Source organism: Bacillus sp. V59.32b (assembly GCF_003429085.1).
Classification (GTDB): domain Bacteria; phylum Bacillota; class Bacilli; order Bacillales; family DSM-1321; genus Peribacillus.
The window spans coordinates 12,902-38,736 of record NZ_QVTC01000014.1; the positions used below are offsets into that span (position 1 = coordinate 12,902).

Sequence of the window (25,835 nt, forward strand, 5' to 3'; positions counted from 1 at the left end):
ATTTGTTCTATTCAGAAGGAGGTGCCATGGAATGAACAACAATGAGATAAACGTAAGTCTTGACATCGGTACATCCAGTGTAAAAGTTATCATTGGGGAAATGGTCAATGACACATTAAACATAATTGGCGTAGGAAATGTGAAATCGGAAGGCTTGAAAAAAGGCTCGATCGTCGACATAGATGAAACAGTCCACTCCATCAAACAGGCAGTGGAACAGGCTGAAAGAATGATCGGCATGGATATCAAAAAAGTAGTCGTCGGCATCGGCGGAAGCCACGTAACGCTTCAGCCTTGCCATGGTGTTGTAGCGGTATCCAGTGAGAACAAAGAAATTACGGATCATGACGTACAGCGTGTAAAAGAAGCTGCGGAATTAATTACAATTCCATCTGACAGGGAAATCATTAGTATTTTGCCCATTCATTACAAAGTGGATGAATTGGACGAAATTAATGATCCGAGAGGTATGATTGGGGTCCGTCTTGAAATGAGAGGGATTTTAATAACAGGACTGCGGACATTATTACATAATACTCTGCGTTGTGTTGAACGGGCAGGGCTTGAAATTACTGATATAGCTTTACAGCCTCTTGCCGCAGGTTCTCTGGTTCTTTCTAAGGATGAAAAGGAATTGGGTGTAGCCCTTATTGATATTGGTGGAGGTTCTACTACTTTAGCAATCTTCGAAGAAGGGCATATGAAGTATACCTCTGTTATCCCGATAGGCGGTGAAACGGTAACGAAGGACCTCTCCATCGTTCTTCGCACTACTATGGAGGATGCTGAAAAAATTAAAATCAAACATGGACATGCTTTCTATGATGATGCCTCAGAGGATGATGTCTTCAATATTCCGATCATCGGCAGCGATCAGCAGCAGCCATGCAATCAACTGATGATTTCGGAAATTGTCGAAGCCCGTCTAACCGAAATTTTTGAAATCATTCAAGATGAATTGGAAAGATTGGGCTACCGGGACGTGCCGAGCGGCTTTGTCTTGACCGGTGGTGTCGTGAAGATGCCTGGTGTTCTTGAACTTGCCCAGTATGTGTTCCAAAACAGGGTGAGAGCTGCTGAACCGAATTATATCGGTGTGCGTGAGCCTCAATATACAACGGCTGTAGGGCTGATAAAACATGCCTTCAAAAAAGAGAGAACCATGAAAAAAACTGGTGAATCTGAAGTCAGGACCCCTGCCATATACGATAACACCGAAACGAGAAGTCAAAAATCAGCTCCTCAGCCAAAGGAGCGTTCTGAGAAAAACCAGGCTGACAAAGGTGATTCTAAATTCAAGAAAATAATCGGCTATTTTTTTGAGTAAGCAATACAAGCCAGGAATTCATCAAATAGGAGGATTATCATGTTAGAGTTTGATTCTAATTTAGATCAATTAGCTACAATAAAAGTCATTGGCGTCGGCGGTGGCGGCAATAACGCGGTAAATCGTATGATTGAGCATGGTGTTCAGGGTGTGGAATTTATTTCTGTCAATACGGATGCCCAGGCTCTTAATCTATCAAAAGCTGAAATTAAAATGCAAATTGGCGGTAAACTGACCCGTGGTCTTGGAGCAGGTGCTAATCCTGAAGTCGGTAAAAAGGCTGCTGAAGAAAGCAAAGAACAAATCGAGGAAGCGCTTCGCGGTGCCGACATGGTGTTCGTGACTGCCGGTATGGGAGGCGGTACAGGGACAGGAGCTGCACCAGTCATTGCAGAGATTGCGAGAGACTTAGGTGCACTGACAGTTGGGGTCGTTACGCGTCCATTTACATTTGAAGGTCGTAAACGTGCCACACAGGCACAGGGTGGCATTTCTTCCATGAAAGAAGCCGTTGATACATTAATCGTCATCCCGAATGACCGTCTTCTTGAAATTGTCGACAAAAGCACACCAATGCTTGAAGCATTCCGTGAAGCTGATAATGTTCTCCGTCAGGGTGTCCAGGGTATTTCTGACTTGATCGCCACTCCGGGGTTAATCAATCTTGATTTCGCTGATGTGAAAACGATTATGTCAAGCAAAGGATCAGCGTTAATGGGTATCGGTGTTTCCACTGGTGAAAACCGCGCTACCGAAGCAGCCAAAAAAGCTGTTTCAAGTCCGTTGCTGGAAACATCCATCGACGGTGCACAGGGTGTCCTGATGAATATTACGGGCGGTACCAATCTGAGCCTGTTTGAAGTCCAGGAGGCGGCTGATATCGTCGCAAGTGCTTCAGACCAGGACGTAAATATGATATTCGGGTCTGTCATTAATGAAAACCTGAAGGATGAGATCGTAGTCACGGTCATTGCTACCGGTTTTAACGAAGCTGAAGTCAATCCCCGCCAAACAAACCGTCCGGCATTTGGCCAAACCAGGCCTGCGGCTCAACCGGTAAAACGCGAAATGAAGCGCGAAGAAACAAACGAGCCGGTACGTAATAATAATACGAACCAGGCTGAAGATGCGCTAGATATTCCGGCATTTCTTCGCAATCGTAACAGGCGCCGTTAACGGAATACGTATAATGAAAGCTGTCCTATTTTTAGGGCGTCTTTTTTTTGGCAACAAGGAAAGTATAAACTTTCCTTTCTGCATAAAGCAGAATCACAGACTAAGTGCGCCACATCCATATATCTTCGCCTGTGTGACCCACATCCTCGAAAAGCTGTCAAGGAACAGCGGAACGTCGGCTAAAAGCTGCCGCGTCCTTATGTCTTACACCGACGCCAGCGCATCCTGCGCTAGTGATGCATCGCTGTCGTAGAATTCCTTGTCCTGTGGACCCGGGCTACGTCTAATCTCCGCCTTACGGCTCGTCAATCGACGAGTTTTCTTTACATTTTTATCTAAACCCTTTATAAATATTTTTCTACAAAGTTTGAACAAATTATTAAAAAACTCTTAGGTTTCCAATACAAAAAGTGACACCTTACATCGGGGATGTACGATATACTTTTGAAAATAGCAGATAGAAGAGTTTCAGGGAGGGGAGTGCTTGACATTATACTTAGATGTTATCTGGCTGTTGAATTGGTTATTTGATTGCCTCCTCTTATATTGGACCGCGATTATATTAAAGAGAAGAGCGGCGGCCTGGAGGATTATTTTTGGAGGGCTGATAGGCTCCTCGATTGTAGTGCTTGCCTTTACTCCATACCATTACTTGGTTGATAACCTATACATGAAGCTCAGCTTTTCCGTATTCATGATAGTTGCTGTTTTTGGATTTATCAGATTGAAGGTTTTTTTGAAAAATCTCGCTTCGCTTTATTTGGTTACTTTTTTGTCCGGAGGAATATTGCTTGGCCTTCATTATTTATTCCAATTTAATATCCATACGCTGCGTCCGGGAATGGGTGCCGGCATCAACAGGTTTGGAGATCCTGTGAGCTGGATATTCGTCATGTTCGGTTTTCCGCTTGCATGGCAATTCTCAAAACGCGCCTTTGGCAGTATGGAAATGACCAATATAACCTTTGATCAAATGGCAAGGGTATATGTGAAAATGGAAGGCTTTGAGTGCAGTGTGGATGGCTTGATTGACAGTGGCAATCAGTTGTATGATCCCTTGAACCGCTCTACGGTCATGATTATGTCATTAGAAGGCACTGAAAAGACAGGCATTCCAAACGACGTGCTTGAGCTTATCCACGATCCCGACGTTCTCTTGCAGCACCAAGATTCATTTGATTACACCTGGTCAGAAAGAATGAGGATCATCCCGAGCAAAGTCGTTGGAAACGATCATCAACTGTTAATCGCCTTTAAACCGGATTGGATTAACATTCACCACAACGGAAAAGAATACCATGTCCACAAAGGGTTAATATCATTTACTGTCCAAAAGTTGTCTTCAGATCAGTCGTATCAATGCATCGTCCATCCGAAAATGGTAACAGGCATTCCGGACCAAAATGCATCATAAAATCATGCGTTACTAAATCTATACTCCAAATCTAGAAAATTAGAAGGGAGAATCCTTTTGAAAAAATTACGGCTCCGTTTCACATATTATTGGTATAAATTATTAATCAGACTCGGGTTGAAATCAGATGAAGTTTTCTACATCGGCGGGAGTGAAGCATTGCCGCCACCGCTTTCCAAGGACGAAGAGGAACTGCTAATCAATAAGCTTCCGAAGGGCGATGAAGCGGCACGTTCCATCCTTATTGAACGCAATCTGCGGCTGGTCGTATATATCGCCAGAAAATTTGAAAACACCGGCATTAATATTGAGGACTTAATAAGCATAGGAACGATCGGGTTAATAAAAGCGGTAAATACATTCAATCCCGAGAAGAAAATCAAGCTAGCTACATATGCTTCAAGATGTATTGAAAACGAAATTCTCATGTACTTGCGCAGAAACAATAAAATCCGTTCAGAGGTCTCGTTTGATGAGCCGCTTAATATTGACTGGGATGGAAATGAGCTGCTTCTATCAGATGTGCTGGGTACCGAAGAAGACATCATTACAAAGGATCTTGAAGCGAATGTGGACCGCAAGCTCCTGACAAAGGCGCTCACCCAGCTGAGTGATCGTGAAAAGCAAATCATGGAACTCAGGTTCGGGCTTACCGGCGGGGAAGAAAAGACCCAGAAAGATGTGGCTGACATGCTCGGCATCTCCCAGTCGTATATTTCGAGACTGGAAAAAAGGATCATTAAAAGGTTAAGGAAAGAATTTAATAAAATGGTCTAAAAAAATTTCCTTGCCTTAGAATCAAATCATATCAATGCTTGTACAATAATTCATCCTGTTTTCGCAAAATATTACGGTTTCAGCATATGCATATTTTTCCCTCCCGAGGAGATACTGTTTTTTGTACAGCAGCTCCTGTAAGGAGGGAATATTTTGTCTCGAAACAAAGTTGAAATTTGTGGTGTGGATACATCAAAATTACCGGTTTTAAAAAATGATGAAATGAGAAAGCTCTTTAAAGAAATGCAGGACGGCGAAACGTTAGCAAGAGAAAAACTGGTAAACGGAAATCTCAGGCTTGTATTGAGCGTAATTCAGCGTTTTAATAACCGTGGAGAGTTTGTGGATGACTTATTTCAGGTCGGTTGTATAGGCTTAATGAAATCGATTGATAACTTCGATTTAGGTCAAAATGTAAAATTCTCTACATATGCTGTACCGATGATTATCGGTGAAATCAGAAGATATTTGCGTGACAATAACCCGATAAGAGTTTCCCGTTCTTTGCGAGATATTGCCTATAAGGCATTGCAGGTTAAAGAGAGGCTGATGAGCCAGACATCAAGGGAACCAACCGCGGAAGAAATCGCGAAAGTATTGGATGTTACACACGAAGAAATTGTTTTTGCCCTTGATGCCATCCAGGATCCCGTTTCCTTATTTGAGCCGATTTATAATGATGGCGGCGATCCGATTTATGTACTGGACCAATTAAGTGATGAGAAAAATCGCGACAGCCAGTGGATTGATGAAATTGCGCTTAATGAAGGCATGAGGCGATTGAATGAACGAGAAAAAATGATTCTGCGAAAAAGATTTTTCCAAGGGAAAACCCAGATGGAGGTGGCCGAAGAAATCGGCATTTCACAGGCACAGGTGTCTCGTCTGGAGAAAGCGGCAATACGACAAATGAATAAAAACATTCAACAGTAAAACTGACGTTTAAAATGCTTTGGGGTCAGGTCCCGTTCAATTAGGGGGACCTTAAGACGCCCAGCCGCATTTTAGACGTCAGTTTTTTATAAGTGCCATACTACATGCTTACAAGCCGGTCTTCATATACATAAATAAGATGATAAAGGGAGTGGATAGCATTGCTCAAAATTTCGGAATTTCAGGTCAAGGATATCGTCAATGTTTCGGATGGAAAGAAGCTCGGGAGCCTGGCGGATCTAGATATAAATTTATCAACAGGGGCGATTGAAGCCATTATCGTATCGGATGGCAGCAAGCTTATGGGGATTTTCAGCAAGGAAGCGGATATTATCATCCCCTGGCACAGAATCAAAAAAATAGGAGCTGATGTCATACTGGTAGATTACAATACCCCTAATAAGTATTGACAGGTAATCTATCATTGCCACTGATCTAAGTAAAAACCTGGTGGGAAGTGAACAGAGTCACGGAGCGGAGAGTAACTGCTGAAAGAGTAAAAAAGCTCAGGCATTTATGGTACACTATTAAAAAATAATGAAGAGGTTTAAGGATGAGCGAATCGTTTGTTTTAAAGAAAAAGCAATACTTTGAAATCAATTGCTGGCAATCAGCCTGGCCGGGACTGGTTGCCGGATTTACTACAAAAAACGGAGGCAGCAGCAAGGAGGAATATAAGAGTTTGAATACAGGCTTTCATGTCGGAGACCAATTGGAAGATGTCGTCAAAAACCGTGAATTAATTGCGGATCAACTCAAGTTTCCCCTTTCATGCTGGGTTGGAGCTGAACAAACACACGAAACCAATATTGTGAAAATTGAAGCCGGGGATAAAGGCAAAGGGGCAAGAGATTATGATTCCGGCTTGAGGGCAACGGATGGGTTTTATACCGACCAAAAAGGAATATTGCTAACACTATGTTATGCCGATTGTGTCCCGTTGTATTTTATTGCACCGAGGCTAGGATATATCGGAGCAGCCCATGCTGGCTGGAAGGGAACGGTTGGCGGAATTGGCCGGAAAATGATAGACAGATGGAACGACGAAGGCATTCCTTCCTCGGAAATTTATGCGGTAATTGGTCCCTCCATTTGCAAAAACTGCTACGTTGTGGATAATAAAATTATCACATTGGTGCAAAATATGCTGGAAGAAAATGACGAAAAGCCATATACTTTAATCAGTGAAGGACAATATCAATTGAATTTACAAAAACTGAACGCACTCCTAATCAAGAGAGCCGGCGTTCCCGAAAACCAGATCGAAGTATCTTCATTGTGTACAAGCTGTGAAAACGAGCAGTTTTTCTCTCATCGGCGCGATAAAGGGAAAACGGGACGTGATTTGAGCTTCATCGGCTGGAAGGAGGACTAAAGAGAGAGTGAAAGTTGCAGAGAATTTAGCATCCATCGAAGAAAAAATCCGGCAGTCCTGCCATAAAAGCGGCAGAAACCGTGAAGAAATAACAATCGTAGCGGTCACGAAATATGTCTCAACCGAACGGGCCAAAGAAGCTGTAGAGGCAGGGGTCATAAATCTTGGAGAAAACCGCGACGACGGCTTATTAAATAAATATTCCGTTTTGAACGACAAAGCTGTCTGGCATTTCATCGGCAGTCTGCAGTCGAGAAAAGTGAAGAATATAATCGATAAAATAGAATACATCCATTCGCTTGACCGCTTTTCTTTAGCTGAAGAAATTCAAAAAAGGGCGGATCGGCCGTTAAAATGTTTCATCCAGGTCAATGTTTCCGGGGAGGATTCTAAGCATGGTATCACACCGGCAGCGGCACTCCCATTCATTAAAAGTCTTAAGGAATTTGACAAGGTTACTGTGGCCGGTTTAATGACGATGGCGCCATTTACCGAAGATGAAGCTGTGCTTCGAAGCTGTTTTAGACAGTTAAAGGAGCTTCAAACAGAAATCCAGCATGCGGGTCTTGACCATGCGCCATGTACAGAACTGTCAATGGGAATGTCTAATGATTTCCAGATTGCCATCGAAGAAGGCGCAACGATGATTCGTATAGGAACCGCCCTCGTTGGCAAAGATTCTTAAGGAGGTACATTTATGTCAATCGTATCAAAATTTAAATCTTTTTTTGCACTAGAAGATGAATATGAATATAGAGAAGAAATTATCGAAGAAGAGGTCGAGGAACCTAAGGCTAAGAAGTCTTCTGCTAAACAGTCCCAAGCGGTGGGAACGGTAAACCAGAATGTTGTGAGTCTGCAAAGCTTACAAAAGTCTTCGAAAGTGGTATTATTGGAACCTAGAGTATATGCCGAAGCTCAGGAAGTGGCCGATCATTTGAAAAATCGCCGGGCCGTTGTCGTAAACCTGCAGCGTATTCAGCATGACCAGGCCAAAAGAATTGTTGATTTCCTGAGTGGAACCGTGTACGCCATTAGCGGCGACATCCAAAAAATCGGAACGGATATTTTCCTATGTACACCTGACAACGTGGATGTTTCAGGAAACATCGCCGGCTTTGCTCTGGAAGAAGAGTTTGACGATGCGAGGTGGTAAGCTTTAATGGGATTGGTGCTTAATATTTTATTGAATGTAATCTCGATTTATTCTATGGCTTTGGTCATATACATATTGATGTCTTGGTTTCCAAATGCAAGGGAGACATCAATCGGACGATTCCTGGCAAGAATTTGTGAACCGTACTTAGAACCTTTTCGAAAAATCATCCCAACGATTGGCATGATTGATATTTCACCAATCGTGGCTTTGCTTGTCCTTCGATTTGCCGAGAGCGGACTAAGACAGCTTTTCGTATGGCTGATGTAGAGATGGATGTAAGGACTGGCCATAGGGAACCATGCAGAGGGAACTGGTATACAGTTCCTTTTTGCTGCCCTATGGATAGTCTTTTTTATTTTTCTATTAGACCGTAAAGGAGAATACAAATGAGCATTTATCAGCATTTCAGGCCGGAAGAGAAAGAATTCATCGATCAGGCCCTGAATTGGATCACGCAGGCAAGAACGTTATATGCTCCTAAACTGACGGATTTTCTTGATCCACGCGCGCAGCAGATCGCACAAACCTTACTTGGAAACGATGAAGAAATCTCCCTACATCTATTTGGCGGGAATGATACGGTGGAAAGAAAGAGAGCAATTCTTTGCCCGGACTATTTTTCCCCTGCGGAAAGCGATTTTCAGATCGCTTTATTCGAAATCACCTACCCCAGTAAATTTGTGAACATCGATCACAGGCAGGTGCTCGGTACACTGATGTCACTTGGGTTGAAGCGCGAAAAATATGGGGACATTCTCATTTCCGGCGAACAGGTGCAATTTATAGCCGCTGGAGAAATTGAGACCTATTTGCTAAACAATCTGGAGAAAATCGGAAAGGCTTCCGTTACACTAAAAAAGCGGGCGTTAAAGGACATCCTTCAATCAAAAGAAGAATGGGTGGAACATACCTTTACGGTCAGTTCGATGAGACTTGACACAATCATCTCGACGGTTATTAACCTCTCCCGTCAGAAAGCGCAGGTCTTGATTTCCACAGGCAAAGTCAAAATGAATTTTAAGCAAACGGAGAATGTATCCATCGAATGCAAGGAAGGGGATACGCTGTCCATCCGCGGATTCGGACGCTGTAAAATCATGTCGATAGAAGGAAAAACCAAGAAGGACAAATGGAGAATCACAATTGGAAGGTTATGAGAACTAAAAATAATTGAAAAATAAGCAGGATTTACTAAATTGTTGTCGAAACTTATAGTATTATATAATAGAGTAGAATTTGTTTGTGGAGGTGCCATATGGCCTTAACCCCGTTAGATATACATAATAGGGAATTCAGTAAAGGATTCCGTGGGTATGATGAGGATGAAGTAAATGAATTTCTTGACCAGATTATAAAAGATTATGAGATTATTCTTCGAGAGAAGAAGGAACTTGAAGACAAGTTGAATGAAGTACACGACCGCCTGGGACATTTTACTAGTATCGAAGAAACATTGAACAAGTCTATCGTGATTGCCCAGGAAGCTGGAGAAGATGTAAAAAGAAATGCCCAAAAAGAAGCTAAGCTGATTATAAAAGAAGCTGAAAAGAACGCGGATCGTATCGTCAATGATTCCCTGTCCAAGGCGAGAAAAATCGCGATGGATATTGAAGAGTTGAAAAAACAGTCCAAAGTTTTCCGGACACGTTTTAAGATGCTCGTTGAGGCACAGCTTGATTTGCTGGATAATGATGATTGGGACAACCTGTTGGAATACGAAATCGATGCCACCGATATAACCGTCGACGAAGAAATGTAAGAGCTCACTTGACGGTTCGCACTTATTTCGCATATAATTTGTAAACAATAGAATCATATCGATATCATACGATGAGAGGGACAGTACGTTTCTTCAAAGCCATATGAAAAAAGGTTTTTCCTTGCAATGAGCGAGCCGGGGATAGTGGAAGCCCGGTATAGGCGGAGAAATGGAAAATCACCCTGGAGTTCCGAGTTGAACCCGAAAGGAAGTAAGCGAGGCGAGTCATTCACGTTACGAATGCTCAAGAGGACAAAGCGTGGCTGTAAGCCGTTCGTTTATGTCTAACCAGGGTGGTACCGCGGGAATCAAGCTTTCTCGTCCCTTATATGGGATGAGAGGGCTTTTTTTATTTTCTTGAACCAGATCTTCATTATATCGATATAAAATTTGGAGGAATGGAAATGGAGTACAAAGATACATTATTGATGCCAAATACTGAATTTCCAATGCGCGGCAACCTGCCAAAGCGCGAGCCGGAAATCCAGGCAACCTGGAATGAACAAGATATTTATCGGAAGGTGCAGGAACATACAAAGGGCCGCCCTTTATTTATTTTGCATGACGGACCGCCGTATGCAAATGGCGATATTCATATGGGGCATGCGCTAAACAAAATTCTGAAGGATTTCATTGTCCGTTATAAATCGATGAGCGGCTACCATGCCCCGTATGTGCCAGGATGGGATACGCATGGTCTTCCAATCGAAACGGCCCTGACGAAAAAGGGTGTAAAGCGTAAAGAAATGAGCGTGGCGGAATTCCGCAAGCTTTGTGAGGAATACGCATACGAGCAAATTAATAGCCAACGGGAGCAATTCAAGCGGCTTGGCGTTCGCGGTGATTGGGAAAATCCTTATATTACGCTAAAGCCTGAATATGAAGCGCAACAGATTAAAGTATTCGGCGAGATGGCGAAAAAAGGGTATATCTATAAAGGGCTTAAACCGGTTTACTGGTCCCCGTCCAGTGAATCAGCGCTTGCGGAAGCCGAAATCGAATACCAGGACAAACGTTCAGCATCCATCTATGTAGGGTTTGAGGTTACCAATGGAAAGGGCGTAATTGAAGAGGGCGTTAAAATTGTCATTTGGACGACTACGCCTTGGACCATTCCAGCGAATCTTGGAATTGCGGTCCACCCTGACTTAACGTACGTGGTCGTTTACGTTGCAGGCGGACAGTATTTAGTAGCTGAAGCTTTGCTGGAATCTGTGGCGAAAGAGGTTCCCTGGGAAAGCCATACAGTGGTCAAAACAGTAAAGGGAAGCGATCTTGAAAGAATCGTGGCGAAACATCCGCTATACGAGCGTGAATCTCTTGTTGTCCTAGGCGATCATGTAACGACTGATGCCGGAACAGGCTGTGTCCATACGGCACCGGGTCACGGGGAAGACGACTTCATTGTTGGGCAGAAATATGGATTAGACGTACTTTGTCCGGTTGATGAAAAGGGAGTTATGACAAAAGAAGCCGGTGAGTTCGCAGGATTATTCTATGATGAAGCAAATAAACCAATCACGGAGAGATTAAAAGAAGCAGGTGCTCTCTTAAAGCTTTCTTTCATCACTCACTCTTATCCGCATGACTGGCGTACGAAGAAGCCGACGATCTTCCGGGCAACGGCGCAATGGTTCGCTTCAATCAAGGATTTCCGCCAGGATTTATTAAAGGCTGTGGAGGAAACCAAATGGGTGCCGTCATGGGGTGAGACACGCCTGTATAACATGGTGCGCGACCGCGGGGACTGGTGTATTTCCCGCCAGCGTGCATGGGGTGTTCCGATTCCGGTCTTTTATGCGGAAAACGGAGAACCGATTATTACCGACGAAACGATTGAACATGTTTCCGGCCTGTTCCGCGAGCATGGTTCGAATGTATGGTTTGAGCGTGACGCTATAGAGTTGCTTCCGGAAGGGTTTACGCACGAAGGCAGCCCAAATGGGAAATTCACAAAAGAAACGGATATCATGGATGTTTGGTTCGATTCCGGATCTTCCCATCAGGCAGTGCTTGTAGAGCGTGAAGAACTAGAGAGGCCTGCTGATTTGTATCTGGAAGGCTCAGACCAATACCGCGGCTGGTTCAACTCTTCGCTTTCCACAGGTGTCGCGGTAAGCGGAAAAGCTCCTTATAAAGGCGTGTTAAGTCACGGTTTTGCTTTGGATGGCGAAGGAAGGAAGATGAGTAAATCGATTGGTAATACCGTTGTACCTGCAAAAGTCATGAATCAGCTCGGTGCTGACATCCTAAGGCTGTGGGTGGCATCTGTTGACTATCAGTCAGATGTACGTGTGTCCGATCCAATCTTAAAGCAGGTTGCCGAAGTGTACAGGAAGATCCGTAATACCTTCCGTTTCCTTCTCGGAAATCTGGATGGATTTAATCCTGAAACGGATAAAGTTAGCTTTAACGAGCTTCGCGAAGTCGACCAATTCATGCTTATTAAATTGAACAAGCTTGTGAAGCAGGCAAAAAAGGCATATGACAATTACGAATTTGCAAACATTTATCACCTGGTCAATAATTTCTGTACGCTTGACCTCAGTGCTTTCTATCTTGATTATGCGAAGGATATTTTATACTGTGAAGCGCCGGATAACCATGAAAGAAGAGCGATCCAAACGGTTCTTTATGAATCATTGCTTGTGCTTGCGAAGCTTGTATCGCCAATTCTTTCCCATACAGCGGATGAGGTATGGGCCTTCATTCCTGGCGTAACCGAGGAAAGCGTTCAAATGACGCTTATGCCTGATGAAATTGAAATAAATAATGCACAGGAAATTGAAGAGAAGTGGAACGCATTCTTATCTTTGCGTGACGATGTCCTAAAAGCATTGGAAGAAGCACGTAATGAAAAGATCATCGGTAAATCTTTAAATGCGAAGGTTACGGTTTACGTAAATGAGGATAGCAAGCAATTGCTTGCCAGCATCGATGAAAACCTGGAACAATTGTTCATCGTTTCAGCATTCGAGGTAGCAGGCAATATCGAAGCAGCGCCCGAAGATGCGCTTAAACTCGAAAAAGCAGCAATCGTTGTTACGAAAGCGGACGGGGAGACATGTGAGCGCTGTTGGAATGTTTCTGAAGATGTAGGTCATATTGAGGAACATCCAACTCTCTGCTCCCGTTGTGCTTCTGTCATCAATGAACATTATACAAACTAATAAATGTAATCGGGAGTGGTAGCCTTTGGCTCTGCTCCTTTTTCTATAGGACACAGGGGGCCCCTTTTAACTTTTGCTTAAGTGACGGGCAGTTTTACGTAAATGGATATTCTCTTCGTTTAATTCGGCTAGCGGTTGATTCTAACTGATTTTCATTAGGCAAATTTTTCGGAGTATGCTACAATTCAAAAGGAAACTTTTTAGATAGTTTGGGGGATAAACTGTGTTTTATTACTTGATTGCCCTGTTGATTATTGCACTGGATCAGTTTACGAAATGGCTGGTCGTGAAAAACATGGAGCTTGGACAAAGCATCGAAATGATCAATAACTTTTTATACATAACGTCGCATCGGAATCGCGGGGCGGCCTGGGGTATTTTAGAAGGGCAAATGTGGTTTTTTTATTTGATTACGGTGATCGTGATTATTGGCCTCGTATATTACCTTCAGAAAATGGGAAAGCAAAGTGTATTGCTTGGAACAGCAATTGGTTTTATGCTCGGCGGTGCGATAGGCAACTTTATTGACCGATTAGTGAGAAAAGAAGTGGTCGACTTTGTTCATACGTTTCCTTTCGGATACAATTTCCCAATATTCAATATTGCCGACTCGGCCCTTTGTATTGGAGTAGGGATGCTGATTATTTATATGTTTTTAGAAGAAAAGCTAGCCAAGGAGAAAAAGAATGGATAACGTAACATACACTCTGAATGAAACACATAACAAAGAACGGATTGATAAGGTATTGTCCGTCTTAAATGAAGATTGGTCCAGATCACATGTGCAGCAGTTGATAAAGGACGGGCATGTACTTGTGAACGGAGCAGTCATCAAGACGAATTACAAATGTAATCCCGGGGACGAGGTCGAAGTGAATCTGCCTGATCTGCAGGAGCTTAATGTAATGCCGGAAGACATGGACCTGGATATTTACTATGAAGACAGCGATGTGCTGGTCGTCAACAAGCCGCGCGGAATGGTTGTCCACCCCGCACCCGGCCATACATCCGGCACGCTTGTAAATGGATTGATGGCCCATTGCCAGGACTTATCAGGTATCAATGGCGTCATGCGGCCGGGAATTGTGCACCGGATTGATATGGATACTTCAGGCCTTCTAATGGTTGCGAAGAATGATATGGCCCATGAGAGCCTTGTGCAGCAGCTTGTTGATAAAACGGTTACCCGTAAATACCAGGCAATCGCACACGGTGTGATCCCGCATGATTACGGAACAATCGACGCGCCGATCGGTCGTGATAAAAAAGACCGGCAAAGCATGACGGTAACTGAAGAGAATTCGAAGCATGCAGTGACCCATTTCAAGGTTCTGGAGCGGTTTCAATCATTTACATATGTTGAATGCCAGCTTGAAACCGGCCGCACCCATCAGATTCGAGTCCATTTGAAGTATATTGGCTATCCGCTTGCCGGAGACCCGAAATATGGCCCGAGAAAAACCTTGACCGATATTAAAGGACAGGCGCTACATGCAGGAGTTTTAGGATTTGTGCACCCAAGGACAAAGGAATATATAGAATTTGAGGCGCCACTTCCGAAGGATTTCGAACACGTGCTTGACTATTTGCGAAAAAGCAATTGACAAAATCCGCAAAAAAATTTAAGATGAATCTAATCAAATAAGAACCTTTAACACAGTCCAGAGAGGCTGAGAAGGAAGCGGAGCGTTAAGGATATACTATGACTATATCCTGATTCTAACGAGCAAAATCCTCATGCCCTCTTGGCATGGGGATTTTTTTATATGAAACGGGGTGAATCTATATGAGTGAAAAGGCAATTGTTTTGGATGAACAGGCGATCCGCAGGGCACTGACGCGAATTGCTCACGAAATGATTGAAAGAAATAAAGGAGTCGAAGATTGCATTTTGATCGGCATCCGGACACGCGGGATTTTCCTTGCCAACCGGCTGGCTGAGAGAATCAGCCAAATTGAAGGCAAGGAGATACAAGTAGGCGAACTGGACATCACTTTATATAGAGATGATTTAACGACAAAGACAAGTGATGGGGAGCCCCTTGTTAAAGGATCGGATATCCCGGTTAATATTGCTGACAAAAAGGTAATCGTTATCGATGATGTCTTGTTCACGGGGAGAACGATCAGGGCGGCAATGGATGCATTGGTCGATATCGGCCGGCCTTCGCAAATTCAGCTTGCTGTGTTGATCGACAGGGGACACCGGGAGCTGCCGATTCGCGCCGACTATGTCGGGAAAAATGTACCTACTTCACAGACCGAAAAAATTGCGGTAGCTTTAATGGAAGTAGACGGTATTGATCAAGTAAGCATCATTGAAAAATAAAAATAGAACCTTTTTAAAAGCAGTCCAGCGAGACTGACAAGAGGATGTAAGGCGGCATGGAAACTGCATGCTTGCTTTCAACACAACCTCTTTGTCATTTTAGGCAAAGAGGTTTTTAAAAAGAAGAAAGTATAATTTTTTCAATAAGGACAGGTGTCTAGCTCCAGCGCCTAACCCCTCGAGGTCATAAGCCACCCCGCTTCAGAAATCAGGATTTCCTGCGCGGGTTGTCTTATGCTTGTCGGGGCTGAGCAAGGCGCTTGCGCTTTTCAAGGGGGAATTGTCATGGAAGAAACAAAAAGAGATGTTATTTTAGATGTAAGGGACGTACCTTCACCGGCTCAATGGTTTACGCTAAGCTTGCAGCATTTATTCGCCATGTTCGGGGCCACCGTTTTAGTGCCTTTCCTGGTAGGATTGAGCCCGGGCATCGCGCTCATATCAAGCGGTCTTGGAACGCTATCATACTTACTTATTACGAAAGGGCAGATTCCGGCCTATCTCGGATCATCTTTCGCGTTCATCGCGCCGATTATCTCGGCAAAAGCGCTCGGTGGTCCGGAAGCAGCGATGATCGGTTGTTTCTTCGCAGGTTTGGTATACGGAATCATCGCTTTGATTATCAAAAAGGTCGGGCTGCAATGGCTGATGAACATTCTGCCTCCAGTAGTTGTCGGTCCGGTCATTATTGTTATCGGATTGGGACTCGCGGGTACAGCAGTTAATATGGCGATGTACGAAAACCCCGGGGCACCTGCGGATGAACTCATATACAGTACAACCCATATTACCGTCGCCCTGGTTACATTGGCAGTGACCATTGTATGTTCGATTTTCTTAAGAGGGTTCCTTGGGCTGATTCCCATCCTGATTGGAATCATTGTCGGCTATGCCACCGCTTATTTTTCCGGAATCATCGATTTCAGCGGAATCCAAAACGCTAAATGGTTCCAAATGCCGGACTTCATGGTTCCGTTCGCCACATACACACCGAACTTTTCATGGGAAGTCATTTTCATCATGGTGCCGGTGGCCATTGTCACGCTAGCGGAACATATTGGCCATCAGATGGTGTTAAGCAAAGTAGTCGGAAAGAACTTTATTGAAAAACCGGGTCTGCACAGATCAATTGCCGGTGACGGCGTCGGAATTATGATTGGCTCGCTTATCGGAGGACCGCCGCTAACCTCTTACGGGGAAAATATCGGTGTGTTGGCAATCACAAGGGCATTCAGTGTCTATGTCATCGGGGGAGCCGGCGTAATCGCCATTATATTCGGCTTTATCGGTAAAATTTCAGCCGTCATCAGTTCGATACCGCAGGCCGTCATGGGAGGGATCTCCATCCTGCTTTTCGGGATTATCGCTTCCAGCGGACTGCGTATGCTGATTGATAATAAAGTCGATTTTGGAAAGAACAGAAACCTGATGATCGCATCTGTGATTCTTGTCATCGGGGTCGGCGGTGCATTTGTAAAACTATCAGATAAAATTTCGCTTTCCGGAATGGCTCTAGCCGCGATTATCGGTATCTTGCTCAATCTGATCCTTCCGGGAAGGGATAAGGTAACCAGTAATACGATTGTAGAAGAAAAGTAAACGAAGTAAATAATGATTCACCTTTTAAACGAAGTCCAGAGAGGCTTAAAAGGGTGGCGCTAAACAAAGATAGGGAGCCGCTGTCTGCTGTCATCTTTGCCTTGCATACGCCCTTTAGCCTATCTTTGGCCAGGGCGTTTTTTCGATTAAACAAGCAAAGGGAGGACGACGATTTATGAAAACAGTTATCAAAAATGGGGTATTACTCGATAATGAAGGGAATCTTGTGCGAGCTGACATTGCTTTTGAAGGAAAGACAATCACCGAGGTTGCAGAAGATATTTCGACTGAAGGCTGTGAAATGATAGATGCGGCCGGAATGCTTGTAGCCCCAGGTTTTATAGATCTGCACATCCACTTGCGTGAGCCGGGCGGAGAAAAGAAAGAAACGATTGAGACGGGTACGATGGCGGCTGCCAGGGGCGGATTTACAACAGTGGCCGCAATGCCAAACACTCGGCCGGTGCCGGACAGCAAGGAGCAAATGAACTGGCTCAAGCAAAGAATCGATGAAACTGGACATGTACGGGTGCTTCCTTACGCTTCGATTACCGTACGGGAGCTTGGAAAAGAACTGACCGACTTTGAAGGCTTGAAGCAAGCAGGCGCATTTGCGTTCACGGATGACGGTGTTGGAGTCCAAGAAGCAGGAATGATGCTGGCCGCCATGAAAAAAGCAGCTGCTGTAAATATGCCGATTGTCGCCCATTGCGAGGATAATACGTTAATCAATAAAGGATCTGTTCATGAAGGTGTTTTTTCAAAACTTGCCGGATTAAATGGGATTCCTTCGGTCTGCGAATCCGTTCATATCGCCAGAGACGTCCTGTTAGCCGAGGCAGCAGGCTGCCATTACCATGTCTGCCATATTAGCACGAAGGAATCGGTAAGGGCGGTAAGGGACGCAAAAAGAGCCGGGATCCATGTTACCGCTGAAGTGACACCTCACCACCTGTTGCTTTGTGATGAAGACATTCCGGGACTCGACCCGAATTATAAAATGAATCCCCCGCTAAGAGGCAGGGATGATCGTGCTGCACTGTTGGAAGGGCTGCTGGACGGCACGATCGATTTTATCGCCACAGACCATGCTCCCCATACGGCTGAAGAAAAAGCGGAAGGCATGAAGCTCGCTCCATTTGGAATCGTTGGTTTGGAAACGACATTCCCGCTTCTTTACACCCATTTTGTGAAAAAAGAAATTCTCTCTTTGAAAGAATTAATCGACTTTTTAACGGTGAAGCCTGCTGAAAGCTTCTCGTTGCCATATGGACGGTTAGAAGCAGGAGCGATTGCCGATATGGTTTTACTTGATTTAGAAACAGAAAAAGAAATTGACATCCGAGAGTTCGCATCGAAAGGGAAGAATACTCCTTTTCAAGGCCAATCCTGCTGTGGCTGGCCGGTTATGACGATTGCGGAAGGTAAAAAGGCTTGGGAAAAAGGACGTGTAAATCAATGAAAAGACAGCTGATTCTTGAAGACGGTACTGTATTTATCGGTGAAGCATTCGGAAGCGATACAGAAAAAATCGGAGAAATTGTGTTCAACACGGGTATGACGGGCTATCAGGAAATCTTATCCGATCCATCTTACTGCGGACAGATTGTGACCCTTACCTATCCCCTTGTAGGGAATTACGGAATCAACCGGGACGATTTCGAATCGATTAATCTGGCGATTTCAGGTCTTATCGTCAAGGAAGCAGCTGATTTTCCTTCTAACTGGAGGAGCGAAATCTCATTGGATGAATTTTTTAAAGAAAAAAACATTCCTGGAATTAGCGGGATTGATACGAGAAAGCTAACAAGGATCATCCGGCAGTACGGGACATTGAAGGGAGCTCTTTGCAATATCGAAAAAACAGCTGAGGAAGTACTTCAGCAGCTAAGTGCGACAGTATCCCCGAACGACCAGGTGAAACGAGTGTCTACAAAAACAGCATATCCAAGCCCGGGAAGAGGCAGACGGGTCGTTCTCGTCGATTTTGGAATGAAGCATGGCATCTTAAGGGAATTGAATGACCGGGATTGCGATGTGATTGTCGTCCCTTACAACCTAACCGCCAAAGATGTTCTGTCCTTAAACCCGGACGGCATTATGCTGTCGAACGGACCCGGAAATCCGAAGGACGTCCATGAAGCTATAGAGATGATCAAGGAAGTCCAGGGGAAAGTGCCATTATTCGGAATCTGTCTCGGCCACCAGTTGTTTGCGCTTGCGAATGGGGCTGATACCGAAAAAATGAAATTCGGGCATCGCGGCTCCAACCACCCGGTCAAGGATTTGCGATCCGGAAAAGTTGCGCTTACTTCACAAAACCATGGCTACACAGTCCGGACTGAATCCGTTCAACAAACGGAATTGGAAGTAACCCATATCGCTTTAAATGATGGAACAGTGGAGGGGTTAAAACATAAGCAATTTCCGGCATTTACGGTGCAATACCATCCAGAAGCGTCCCCGGGGCCGGAAGACGCCAATTATCTATTTGATGAATTTTTGAAGATGATCGAATCAGCTAAGACGGAAGGGGAATTGACATGCCAAAACGTACAGATATAAAAAGCATTCTGGTGATTGGTTCAGGTCCCATCGTAATCGGGCAGGCAGCGGAATTTGATTACGCGGGCACCCAGGCATGCATCGCATTAAAAGAAGAAGGCTATAGGGTCATTCTCGTAAACTCGAATCCGGCCACAATCATGACCGATACCGAAATTGCCGATGCCGTTTATATTGAACCGATCACGCTCGAGTTCGTCAGCAAAATCATCCGCAAAGAACGGCCAGATGCCTTATTGCCTACGCTAGGCGGTCAGACTGGGCTTAATATGGCCGTTGAACTGGCGAATGCAGGCATCTTGGAAGAATGCCATGTAAAAATCCTTGGGACAGAACTTTCCGCGATTCAAAAGGCGGAAGACAGGGATTTATTCAGGACGCTCATGAATGAACTGGGGGAACCGGTTCCTGACAGTGATATTGTCCATTCATTAGAAGAAGCGCGCCGCTTTGTTGATCGCGTAGGCTATCCGGTCATCGTCCGTCCGGCGTTTACGCTCGGTGGAACAGGCGGGGGCATTTGCGCCAATGAAGAAGAGTTGATTGAAATTGTCACTGGTGGATTGAAAAGCAGCCCGGTAACCCAATGCTTATTAGAAAAAAGCATTGCCGGCTATAAGGAAATAGAATACGAGGTTATGAGAGACAGCAATGATAATGCGATTGTCGTTTGTAATATGGAGAACTTTGACCCGGTCGGTATCCATACGGGTGATTCAATTGTCGCTGCTCCGAGCCAAACGCTTAGCGACCGGGAGTACCAGATGTTGCGCAACACCTCTTTAAAAATCATCAGGGCACTCGAAATTGAAGGCGGCTGTAACGTACAGCTCGCATTAGATCCGAATAGCTTTGATTACTTTGTAATCGAAGTCAATCCGCGGGTCAGCCGCTCGTCAGCACTTGCTTCGAAAGCGACCGGGTACCCGATTGCCAAGCTGGCGGCAAAAATCGCAGTCGGCTTAACACTGGATGAAATGTTAAACCCTGTAACAGGAAAAACGTATGCAAGCTTTGAGCCTGCCCTTGACTATGTGGTTACAAAAATTCCGCGCTGGCCGTTTGATAAGTTTGAATCCGCCAACCGTAAACTTGGAACACAAATGAAAGCAACCGGAGAAGTGATGGCAATCGGCAGGACATTTGAAGAGTCGATCCTGAAAGCCGTTCGCTCGCTTGAGGCAGGTTTCTCTCATATCGGACTGGATGAGCCAATCGTAGATGAGTTGATCGAGAAAAGAATCAGAACGGCCGGCGATCAACGGTTATTTTACATCGGGGAAGCGTTGCGAAGAGGAATCAACATCGAAAGAATCCATGAGTGGAGCCAGATTGATTTATTTTTCCTTTATAAGCTCCATAAAATCGTCGTATTTGAAGGAAGTATCATCGAGAATCCATTTGACGAGGAAATTGGCCGGAAAGCAAAGCAGATGGGCTTTTCTGATGTAACCATTGCGTCTCTATGGAACGAAAGTGAAAAATCGATTTATGAATGGCGAAAAGACAAAGGGATTATGCCAGTCTATAAAATGGTCGACACTTGCGCTGCAGAATTTGAATCCGAGACCCCTTATTTTTACGGAACGTATGAGGAGGAAAACGAGTCGATCGTCACTGACCGGAAAAGCGTGGTCGTCCTCGGTTCAGGCCCGATCCGAATCGGCCAGGGCGTAGAATTCGATTACGCAACCGTGCACTCGGTCTGGGCGATTAAAGAGGCGGGATATGAAGCGATTATCATCAATAATAATCCGGAAACCGTCTCTACCGATTTCAGCATTTCCGACAAGCTTTATTTCGAACCGCTGACAATCGAAGACGTCATGCATATCATTGACCTCGAAAAACCAATGGGAGTCGTCGTCCAATTCGGGGGGGCAGACAGCGATTAATTTGGCGGACCAGCTTGTAGAGAGAGGCGTTACCATTTTAGGAACAACGCTCGAAGACCTGGACCGCGCGGAAAACCGGGATAAGTTCGAACAGGCGTTGCGGACTTTAGAAATTCCCCAGCCGAAAGGGAAAACGGCCACTTCGATAGAGGAGGCGGTTAAGATTGCTGAAGATATCGGCTATCCGGTGCTGGTCCGGCCGTCGTATGTTCTCGGCGGAAGAGCGATGGAAATCGTCTACCAGCAGGAAGAATTGCTTCACTACATGGAAAATGCTGTTAAAATCAACCCTGAGCATCCCGTCTTGATCGACCGCTACTTAACCGGAAAAGAAATTGAAGTCGATGCCATTTCAGACGGAAAAGATGTCGTCATACCGGGAATCATGGAGCATATCGAACGCGCAGGCGTCCATTCCGGTGATTCGATAGCGGTATACCCGCCGCAAAACATTACAAAGCAGATCAAGGCTAAGATTGAGGAATATACGACGAAGCTAGCAAAAGGGTTAAAGATTATCGGACTATTAAACATTCAATACGTCGTCAGCAATGGTGAAGTGTTTGTTATCGAAGTAAATCCACGCTCAAGCCGCACAGTTCCTTTTTTAAGCAAGATTACGAATGTGCCGATGGCGAATCTTGCGACGAAAGTGATCCTTGGGAACTCACTGGAATCAATGGGTTATAAGAGCGGCCTTGTTCCGGAAAAAACGGGCGTATACGTAAAAGTGCCGGTATTCTCCTTTGCCAAACTTAGAGGGGTCGATATCACGCTCGGCCCTGAAATGAAGTCAACGGGAGAAGTGATGGGGAAAGACACCACGCTTGAGAAAGCACTTTATAAAGGGCTCGTAGCTTCCGGAATCCAGATTAAAGAACACGGATCCGTACTCATGACAGTAGCGGACAAGGACAAACAGGAAGCGCTGCAAATTGCCCGCAGGTTCAACAATTGCGGTTATCGTTTGATTGCCACACATGGAACAGCGGCCTTATTAAAAGAAGCGGGAATTCCAGTCGCTGTCGTCGATAAAATCGGGGAAGCCGGACATAATCTTCTCGATGTAATCCGAAGCGGAGAAGCGCAGCTGGTCGTCAATACGTTAACGAAAGGCAAGCAGCCGGAACGGGATGGCTTCCGGATAAGAAGGGAATCGGTCGAAAACGGAATTCCATGCTTGACTTCTCTGGATACAGCAGAAGCGATTCTTCGGGTGATCGAATCGATGACATTTTCCGCGGAAGCAATGGGAAACGCTGAACCGAGTCGTGAGGTGACTTTTTCATGATCAAAAAAGAAGAGATGAAAATTGTTAGCCAGAGAGAAATCGCCAAATCGATATATGAGCTCACCTTAAAGGGTGAGCTTGTTTCGGAAATGAGAGAGCCGGGGCAGTTTGTCCATCTTAAAACAGGGAAGGGCTTAGAGCCTTTGCTGAGACGGCCGATCAGCATTTCGTCCATTAATCTTAAAGAAAAACAATTTACAATGATTTACCGTGCTGAAGGAAAAGGGACCGGACTGCTCTCACTTATGCGAATAGAGGAAAGTGTGGATGTGCTTGGACCGATGGGGAACGGTTTTCCAGTCAGCGAGGCTGCAAAGGGCGATTCAGTTCTTCTCGTCGGAGGGGGAATTGGTGTGCCTCCTTTATACGAACTTTCTAATCGGCTAAGAGAAAAAGGAATCTCAGTAACCCATGTATTGGGATTTCAAACAAAAGAGAATGTTTTTTATGAAGAAGAATTTTCAACTCTCGGGGAAACATTCGTAGTGACGGCCGATGGCTCATACGGAACCACTGGATTTGTAACCGATGTAATCAGGGATTTGCCCGGTGATTTTTCAGTGATTTATGCTTGTGGGCCGACGCCGATGCTGCGGGCATTGGAAACAGCTTACAGCCATAAGAAACTATTCTTATCACTGGAGGAACGGATGGGCTGCGGAATTGGCGCCTGCTTTGCATGCGTTTGCCATACAGCGGACGACCCAACCGGCCATTCCTATAAAAAAGTGTGCAGCGACGGACCGGTATTCCGGGCAGGGGAGGTTCTACTATGAAATCACTTTCGATAAATTTACCTGGATTGGAATTGAAAAATCCCGTCATGCCGGCATCGGGCTGCTTCGGCTTTGGACGTGAATACAGCCAGTTTTATGACTTAAGCCAGCTTGGGGCAATCATGATCAAAGCGACGACACCGCAGCCGCGGTTTGGCAACCCGACACCGAGAGTAGCGGAAACGTCTGCAGGCATGCTGAATGCAATCGGGCTGCAGAATCCGGGTCTTTATAAAGTGATCGAGGAAGAACTGTCATGGCTTGATAACTACGATGTGCCGATTATCGCAAACATTGCCGGTTCGCAGATTGAGGATTATATCGAGGTTGCGAGGGAGATAAGCAAAGCCCCGAACGTGAAGGCATTGGAATTAAATATCTCCTGCCCGAATGTGAAGGAAGGCGGAATCGCTTTTGGAACGGATGCGGCAACAGCGAAAAGCGTAACCAAAGCAGTGAAGGAAGTTTCACAGGTTCCTGTTTATGTCAAACTGTCACCGAACGTCACCAATATTACCGAAATTGCCAGGGCGGTTGAAGAGGGCGGAGCTGACGGACTGACGATGATTAACACGATGCTCGGGATGAGAGTGGACCTGAAAACAGCAAAGCCGATCCTCGCGAATGGAACGGGCGGCTTATCCGGTCCGGCGATCAAGCCTGTTGCGATCAGGATGATCCATGAAGTAAGCCAAAAAGTGTCGATTCCGATTATCGGGATGGGTGGGATCGCAACAGCTGAGGATGTTATCGAATTTTTCTATGCCGGGGCAAGCGCCGTTGCGGTTGGTACGGCCAATTTCGTCGACCCTTTTGTATGTCCGAACATCATCGAAGAGCTGCCGCTTTTGCTTGAAAAGCTGGGATATGGCCATATTTCTGAATGTACCGGAAGGAGCTGGGGGAAGAATGAAACACTCGCTTATCATCGCACTTGATTTTTCTGGACAAAAAGAAACAAAGGAATTTCTCGACCAATTCGGCAAAGAACGATTATTTGTTAAAGTGGGGATGGAGCTGTTTTATCAAAACGGTCCCGCAATCCTTGAGTTGATTAAAGGCAGAGGTCATGATGTATTTCTCGATTTAAAGCTTCATGATATCCCGCATACCGTCAAGCAGGCGATGAAGGGATTCGCACGGTTGAATATTGACCTGGTGAATGTCCATGCCGCTGGCGGACGGAGGATGATGGAAGCAGCAATGGAAGGCCTGGAAGCGGGAACCCCTGCGGGAATGATGAGGCCTGCATGCATTGCGGTCACCCAGCTGACAAGCACCTCCGCGGCACAAATGAACAAAGAACAGTTGATTAAGTCAAGCCTTGAAGAATCGGTTCTCCATTATGCTGAATTGGCTAAACTCTCAGGGCTTGATGGAGTGGTCTGTTCAACCCATGAAGTAACAAAGATTCATGAAAGAACAGGGAAGGGCTTTTTAACGGTAACACCGGGGATCCGCATGGCCGACGGGGAACACCATGATCAGAAGCGGGTGGCGACCCCTGAACAGGCAAGGCTGCTTGGAGCGGATGCCATCGTTGTTGGCCGGGCGATTACAGCCGCAAAAGATCCGGTACATACTTACAAATTGATAAAGGAAGCCTGGGAGGGAATCGGTGTATGAAACATTCAATCGCACAGCATTTATTAGAAATCGAGGCCGTCAATTTACAGCCGAATAATCCATTTACATGGGCGTCCGGAATCAAGTCGCCTATCTATTGTGATAACCGTTTGACGCTTTCCTTTCCGGAAATCCGCACAAAAATAGCTAAAGGCTTGCAAGCTTTGATTACAGAGCATTTCCCGGATGTGGAAGTGATTGCTGGCACAGCTACGGCCGGGATCCCTCATGCGGCATGGGTAAGCGATTTGTTAAACCTGCCAATGTGCTATGTCCGTTCCAAGCCAAAAGGCCACGGCAAAGGCAATCAAATCGAAGGAAAAGTTGCACCCGGTCAAAAGGTTGTCGTTGTCGAAGATTTGATTTCGACGGGCGGCAGCGTAATTGAGGCAGTAAAAGCTTTACGTGAAAATGGCTGTAAAGTTTTAGGGATCGTTTCGATTTTCAGCTATGAATTGCAAAAAGGAAAAGAACAGCTCGATTCAGAAGGCATCCTGGCATACTCTTTAAGTGATTACACAACGCTGATTCAAGTAGCGGTAAAACAAGGCTATATCGAAGAGAGCGATCTGGAGAAGCTGAACAAATGGAGGGAAAATCCGGCTGATACCGGTTGGATAACCGCTTAAAACAGAGAGCCAGTTGGGGAATTCCAACTGGCCCT

23 protein-coding genes and 1 pseudogene are annotated in these 25,835 nt (G+C 45.2%); all 24 read left to right on the forward strand.

The window, feature by feature from the left end; all coding sequences use genetic code 11:
* The first annotated feature begins 31 nt into the window (after positions 1-31).
* The 24 genes and pseudogenes from ftsA to pyrE all read left to right on the forward strand — a co-directional run bounded on the left by ftsA (position 32) and on the right by pyrE (position 25,800).
* Positions 32-1,327, forward strand: a complete 1,296-nt coding sequence (gene ftsA / locus D0463_RS03665) for a cell division protein FtsA (protein WP_117305200.1) — start codon at positions 32-34, stop codon at positions 1,325-1,327.
* A gap of 39 nt (positions 1,328-1,366) precedes the next feature.
* Entirely contained in the window at positions 1,367-2,503 is a 1,137-nt protein-coding gene (gene ftsZ, locus D0463_RS03670) for a cell division protein FtsZ (protein WP_117305202.1), read from the forward strand.
* 484 nt (positions 2,504-2,987) lie between these two features.
* Positions 2,988-3,917, forward strand: coding sequence for a sigma-E processing peptidase SpoIIGA (gene spoIIGA / locus D0463_RS03675; protein ID WP_160118357.1), 930 nt, complete (start codon positions 2,988-2,990; stop codon positions 3,915-3,917).
* A gap of 57 nt (positions 3,918-3,974) precedes the next feature.
* The gene (sigE, locus tag D0463_RS03680) at positions 3,975-4,694 is read left to right on the forward strand and encodes an RNA polymerase sporulation sigma factor SigE (RefSeq protein ID WP_117305206.1); all 720 of its coding nucleotides are present in this window, start codon (positions 3,975-3,977) and stop codon (positions 4,692-4,694) included.
* Positions 4,695-4,847: 153 nt separating this feature from the next.
* Positions 4,848-5,627: an RNA polymerase sporulation sigma factor SigG gene (sigG, locus tag D0463_RS03685; protein WP_117305208.1), complete on the forward strand. Its 780-nt coding sequence runs from the start codon at positions 4,848-4,850 to the stop codon at positions 5,625-5,627.
* 161 nt (positions 5,628-5,788) lie between these two features.
* A complete protein-coding gene (locus D0463_RS03690) occupies positions 5,789-6,037 on the forward strand; it encodes a YlmC/YmxH family sporulation protein (RefSeq protein ID WP_117305210.1) in 249 nt (82 codons plus the stop codon).
* A gap of 143 nt (positions 6,038-6,180) precedes the next feature.
* Positions 6,181-7,002 carry a peptidoglycan editing factor PgeF gene (pgeF, locus tag D0463_RS03695; RefSeq protein ID WP_117305212.1) on the forward strand — a complete coding sequence of 274 codons (822 nt, stop codon included), beginning with the start codon at positions 6,181-6,183 and terminating at the stop codon, positions 7,000-7,002.
* A 7-nt stretch (positions 7,003-7,009) separates the two neighbouring features.
* Positions 7,010-7,687 (forward strand): YggS family pyridoxal phosphate-dependent enzyme, encoded by a 678-nt coding sequence (locus D0463_RS03700; RefSeq protein ID WP_117305214.1) that lies wholly within the window; start codon positions 7,010-7,012, stop codon positions 7,685-7,687.
* Positions 7,688-7,699: 12 nt separating this feature from the next.
* Positions 7,700-8,158 (forward strand): cell division protein SepF, encoded by a 459-nt coding sequence (locus D0463_RS03705; protein WP_117305216.1) that lies wholly within the window; start codon positions 7,700-7,702, stop codon positions 8,156-8,158.
* A 6-nt stretch (positions 8,159-8,164) separates the two neighbouring features.
* A complete protein-coding gene (locus D0463_RS03710) occupies positions 8,165-8,428 on the forward strand; it encodes a YggT family protein (protein WP_117305218.1) in 264 nt (87 codons plus the stop codon).
* 119 nt (positions 8,429-8,547) lie between these two features.
* Positions 8,548-9,318 (forward strand): YlmH family RNA-binding protein, encoded by a 771-nt coding sequence (locus tag D0463_RS03715; protein ID WP_117305220.1) that lies wholly within the window; start codon positions 8,548-8,550, stop codon positions 9,316-9,318.
* Positions 9,319-9,416: 98 nt separating this feature from the next.
* Positions 9,417-9,920 carry a DivIVA domain-containing protein gene (locus D0463_RS03720; RefSeq protein ID WP_117305222.1) on the forward strand — a complete coding sequence of 168 codons (504 nt, stop codon included), beginning with the start codon at positions 9,417-9,419 and terminating at the stop codon, positions 9,918-9,920.
* Positions 9,921-10,324: 404 nt separating this feature from the next.
* Positions 10,325-13,090: an isoleucine--tRNA ligase gene (gene ileS, locus D0463_RS03725; RefSeq protein WP_117305225.1), complete on the forward strand. Its 2,766-nt coding sequence runs from the start codon at positions 10,325-10,327 to the stop codon at positions 13,088-13,090.
* Positions 13,091-13,313: 223 nt separating this feature from the next.
* Positions 13,314-13,784 carry a signal peptidase II gene (lspA, locus tag D0463_RS03730; protein ID WP_117305227.1) on the forward strand — a complete coding sequence of 157 codons (471 nt, stop codon included), beginning with the start codon at positions 13,314-13,316 and terminating at the stop codon, positions 13,782-13,784.
* The gene (locus D0463_RS03735) at positions 13,777-14,694 is read left to right on the forward strand and encodes an RluA family pseudouridine synthase (protein ID WP_117305230.1); all 918 of its coding nucleotides are present in this window, start codon (positions 13,777-13,779) and stop codon (positions 14,692-14,694) included. The genes lspA and D0463_RS03735 overlap by 8 nt, the downstream gene beginning before the upstream one ends.
* Positions 14,695-14,876: 182 nt before the next feature.
* Positions 14,877-15,419, forward strand: coding sequence for a bifunctional pyr operon transcriptional regulator/uracil phosphoribosyltransferase PyrR (gene pyrR, locus D0463_RS03740; protein ID WP_117305232.1), 543 nt, complete (start codon positions 14,877-14,879; stop codon positions 15,417-15,419).
* Between the two features lie 285 nt (positions 15,420-15,704).
* Positions 15,705-17,018, forward strand: coding sequence for a solute carrier family 23 protein (locus D0463_RS03745; protein ID WP_117305235.1), 1,314 nt, complete (start codon positions 15,705-15,707; stop codon positions 17,016-17,018).
* 175 nt (positions 17,019-17,193) lie between these two features.
* Positions 17,194-18,480, forward strand: a complete 1,287-nt coding sequence (locus tag D0463_RS03750) for a dihydroorotase (RefSeq protein ID WP_117305237.1) — start codon at positions 17,194-17,196, stop codon at positions 18,478-18,480.
* Positions 18,477-19,583, forward strand: coding sequence for a carbamoyl phosphate synthase small subunit (locus D0463_RS03755; protein ID WP_117305240.1), 1,107 nt, complete (start codon positions 18,477-18,479; stop codon positions 19,581-19,583). Before D0463_RS03750 ends, D0463_RS03755 begins: the two co-directional genes overlap by 4 nt.
* Positions 19,562-22,769 (forward strand): annotated as a pseudogene (gene carB, locus D0463_RS03760) (carbamoyl-phosphate synthase large subunit). The gene D0463_RS03755 and the pseudogene carB overlap by 22 nt, the downstream one beginning before the upstream one ends.
* Positions 22,766-23,545 carry a dihydroorotate dehydrogenase electron transfer subunit gene (locus D0463_RS03765; protein WP_117305242.1) on the forward strand — a complete coding sequence of 260 codons (780 nt, stop codon included), beginning with the start codon at positions 22,766-22,768 and terminating at the stop codon, positions 23,543-23,545. The pseudogene carB and the gene D0463_RS03765 overlap by 4 nt, the downstream one beginning before the upstream one ends.
* The gene (locus D0463_RS03770) at positions 23,542-24,483 is read left to right on the forward strand and encodes a dihydroorotate dehydrogenase (protein ID WP_117305244.1); all 942 of its coding nucleotides are present in this window, start codon (positions 23,542-23,544) and stop codon (positions 24,481-24,483) included. Before D0463_RS03765 ends, D0463_RS03770 begins: the two co-directional genes overlap by 4 nt.
* The gene (gene pyrF / locus D0463_RS03775) at positions 24,455-25,171 is read left to right on the forward strand and encodes an orotidine-5'-phosphate decarboxylase (RefSeq protein ID WP_117305246.1); all 717 of its coding nucleotides are present in this window, start codon (positions 24,455-24,457) and stop codon (positions 25,169-25,171) included. Before D0463_RS03770 ends, pyrF begins: the two co-directional genes overlap by 29 nt.
* A complete protein-coding gene (gene pyrE / locus D0463_RS03780) occupies positions 25,168-25,800 on the forward strand; it encodes an orotate phosphoribosyltransferase (protein WP_117305248.1) in 633 nt (210 codons plus the stop codon). The genes pyrF and pyrE overlap by 4 nt, the downstream gene beginning before the upstream one ends.
* Positions 25,801-25,835: the final 35 nt, after the last annotated feature.

Coding starts and splice junctions, on each gene's coding strand:
- ftsA (WP_117305200.1), top strand. CDS start 32: ATGAACAACAATGAGATAAACGTAAGTCTTGACATCGGTACATCCAGT.
- ftsZ (WP_117305202.1), top strand. CDS start 1,367: ATGTTAGAGTTTGATTCTAATTTAGATCAATTAGCTACAATAAAAGTC.
- pgeF (WP_117305212.1), top strand. CDS start 6,181: ATGAGCGAATCGTTTGTTTTAAAGAAAAAGCAATACTTTGAAATCAAT.
- D0463_RS03705 (WP_117305216.1), top strand. CDS start 7,700: ATGTCAATCGTATCAAAATTTAAATCTTTTTTTGCACTAGAAGATGAA.
- D0463_RS03710 (WP_117305218.1), top strand. CDS start 8,165: ATGGGATTGGTGCTTAATATTTTATTGAATGTAATCTCGATTTATTCT.
- D0463_RS03715 (WP_117305220.1), top strand. CDS start 8,548: ATGAGCATTTATCAGCATTTCAGGCCGGAAGAGAAAGAATTCATCGAT.
- D0463_RS03720 (WP_117305222.1), top strand. CDS start 9,417: ATGGCCTTAACCCCGTTAGATATACATAATAGGGAATTCAGTAAAGGA.
- ileS (WP_117305225.1), top strand. CDS start 10,325: ATGGAGTACAAAGATACATTATTGATGCCAAATACTGAATTTCCAATG.
- D0463_RS03735 (WP_117305230.1), top strand. CDS start 13,777: ATGGATAACGTAACATACACTCTGAATGAAACACATAACAAAGAACGG.
- pyrR (WP_117305232.1), top strand. CDS start 14,877: ATGAGTGAAAAGGCAATTGTTTTGGATGAACAGGCGATCCGCAGGGCA.
- D0463_RS03745 (WP_117305235.1), top strand. CDS start 15,705: ATGGAAGAAACAAAAAGAGATGTTATTTTAGATGTAAGGGACGTACCT.
- D0463_RS03750 (WP_117305237.1), top strand. CDS start 17,194: ATGAAAACAGTTATCAAAAATGGGGTATTACTCGATAATGAAGGGAAT.
- D0463_RS03755 (WP_117305240.1), top strand. CDS start 18,477: ATGAAAAGACAGCTGATTCTTGAAGACGGTACTGTATTTATCGGTGAA.
- D0463_RS03765 (WP_117305242.1), top strand. CDS start 22,766: ATGATCAAAAAAGAAGAGATGAAAATTGTTAGCCAGAGAGAAATCGCC.
- D0463_RS03770 (WP_117305244.1), top strand. CDS start 23,542: ATGAAATCACTTTCGATAAATTTACCTGGATTGGAATTGAAAAATCCC.
- pyrF (WP_117305246.1), top strand. CDS start 24,455: ATGAAACACTCGCTTATCATCGCACTTGATTTTTCTGGACAAAAAGAA.
- pyrE (WP_117305248.1), top strand. CDS start 25,168: ATGAAACATTCAATCGCACAGCATTTATTAGAAATCGAGGCCGTCAAT.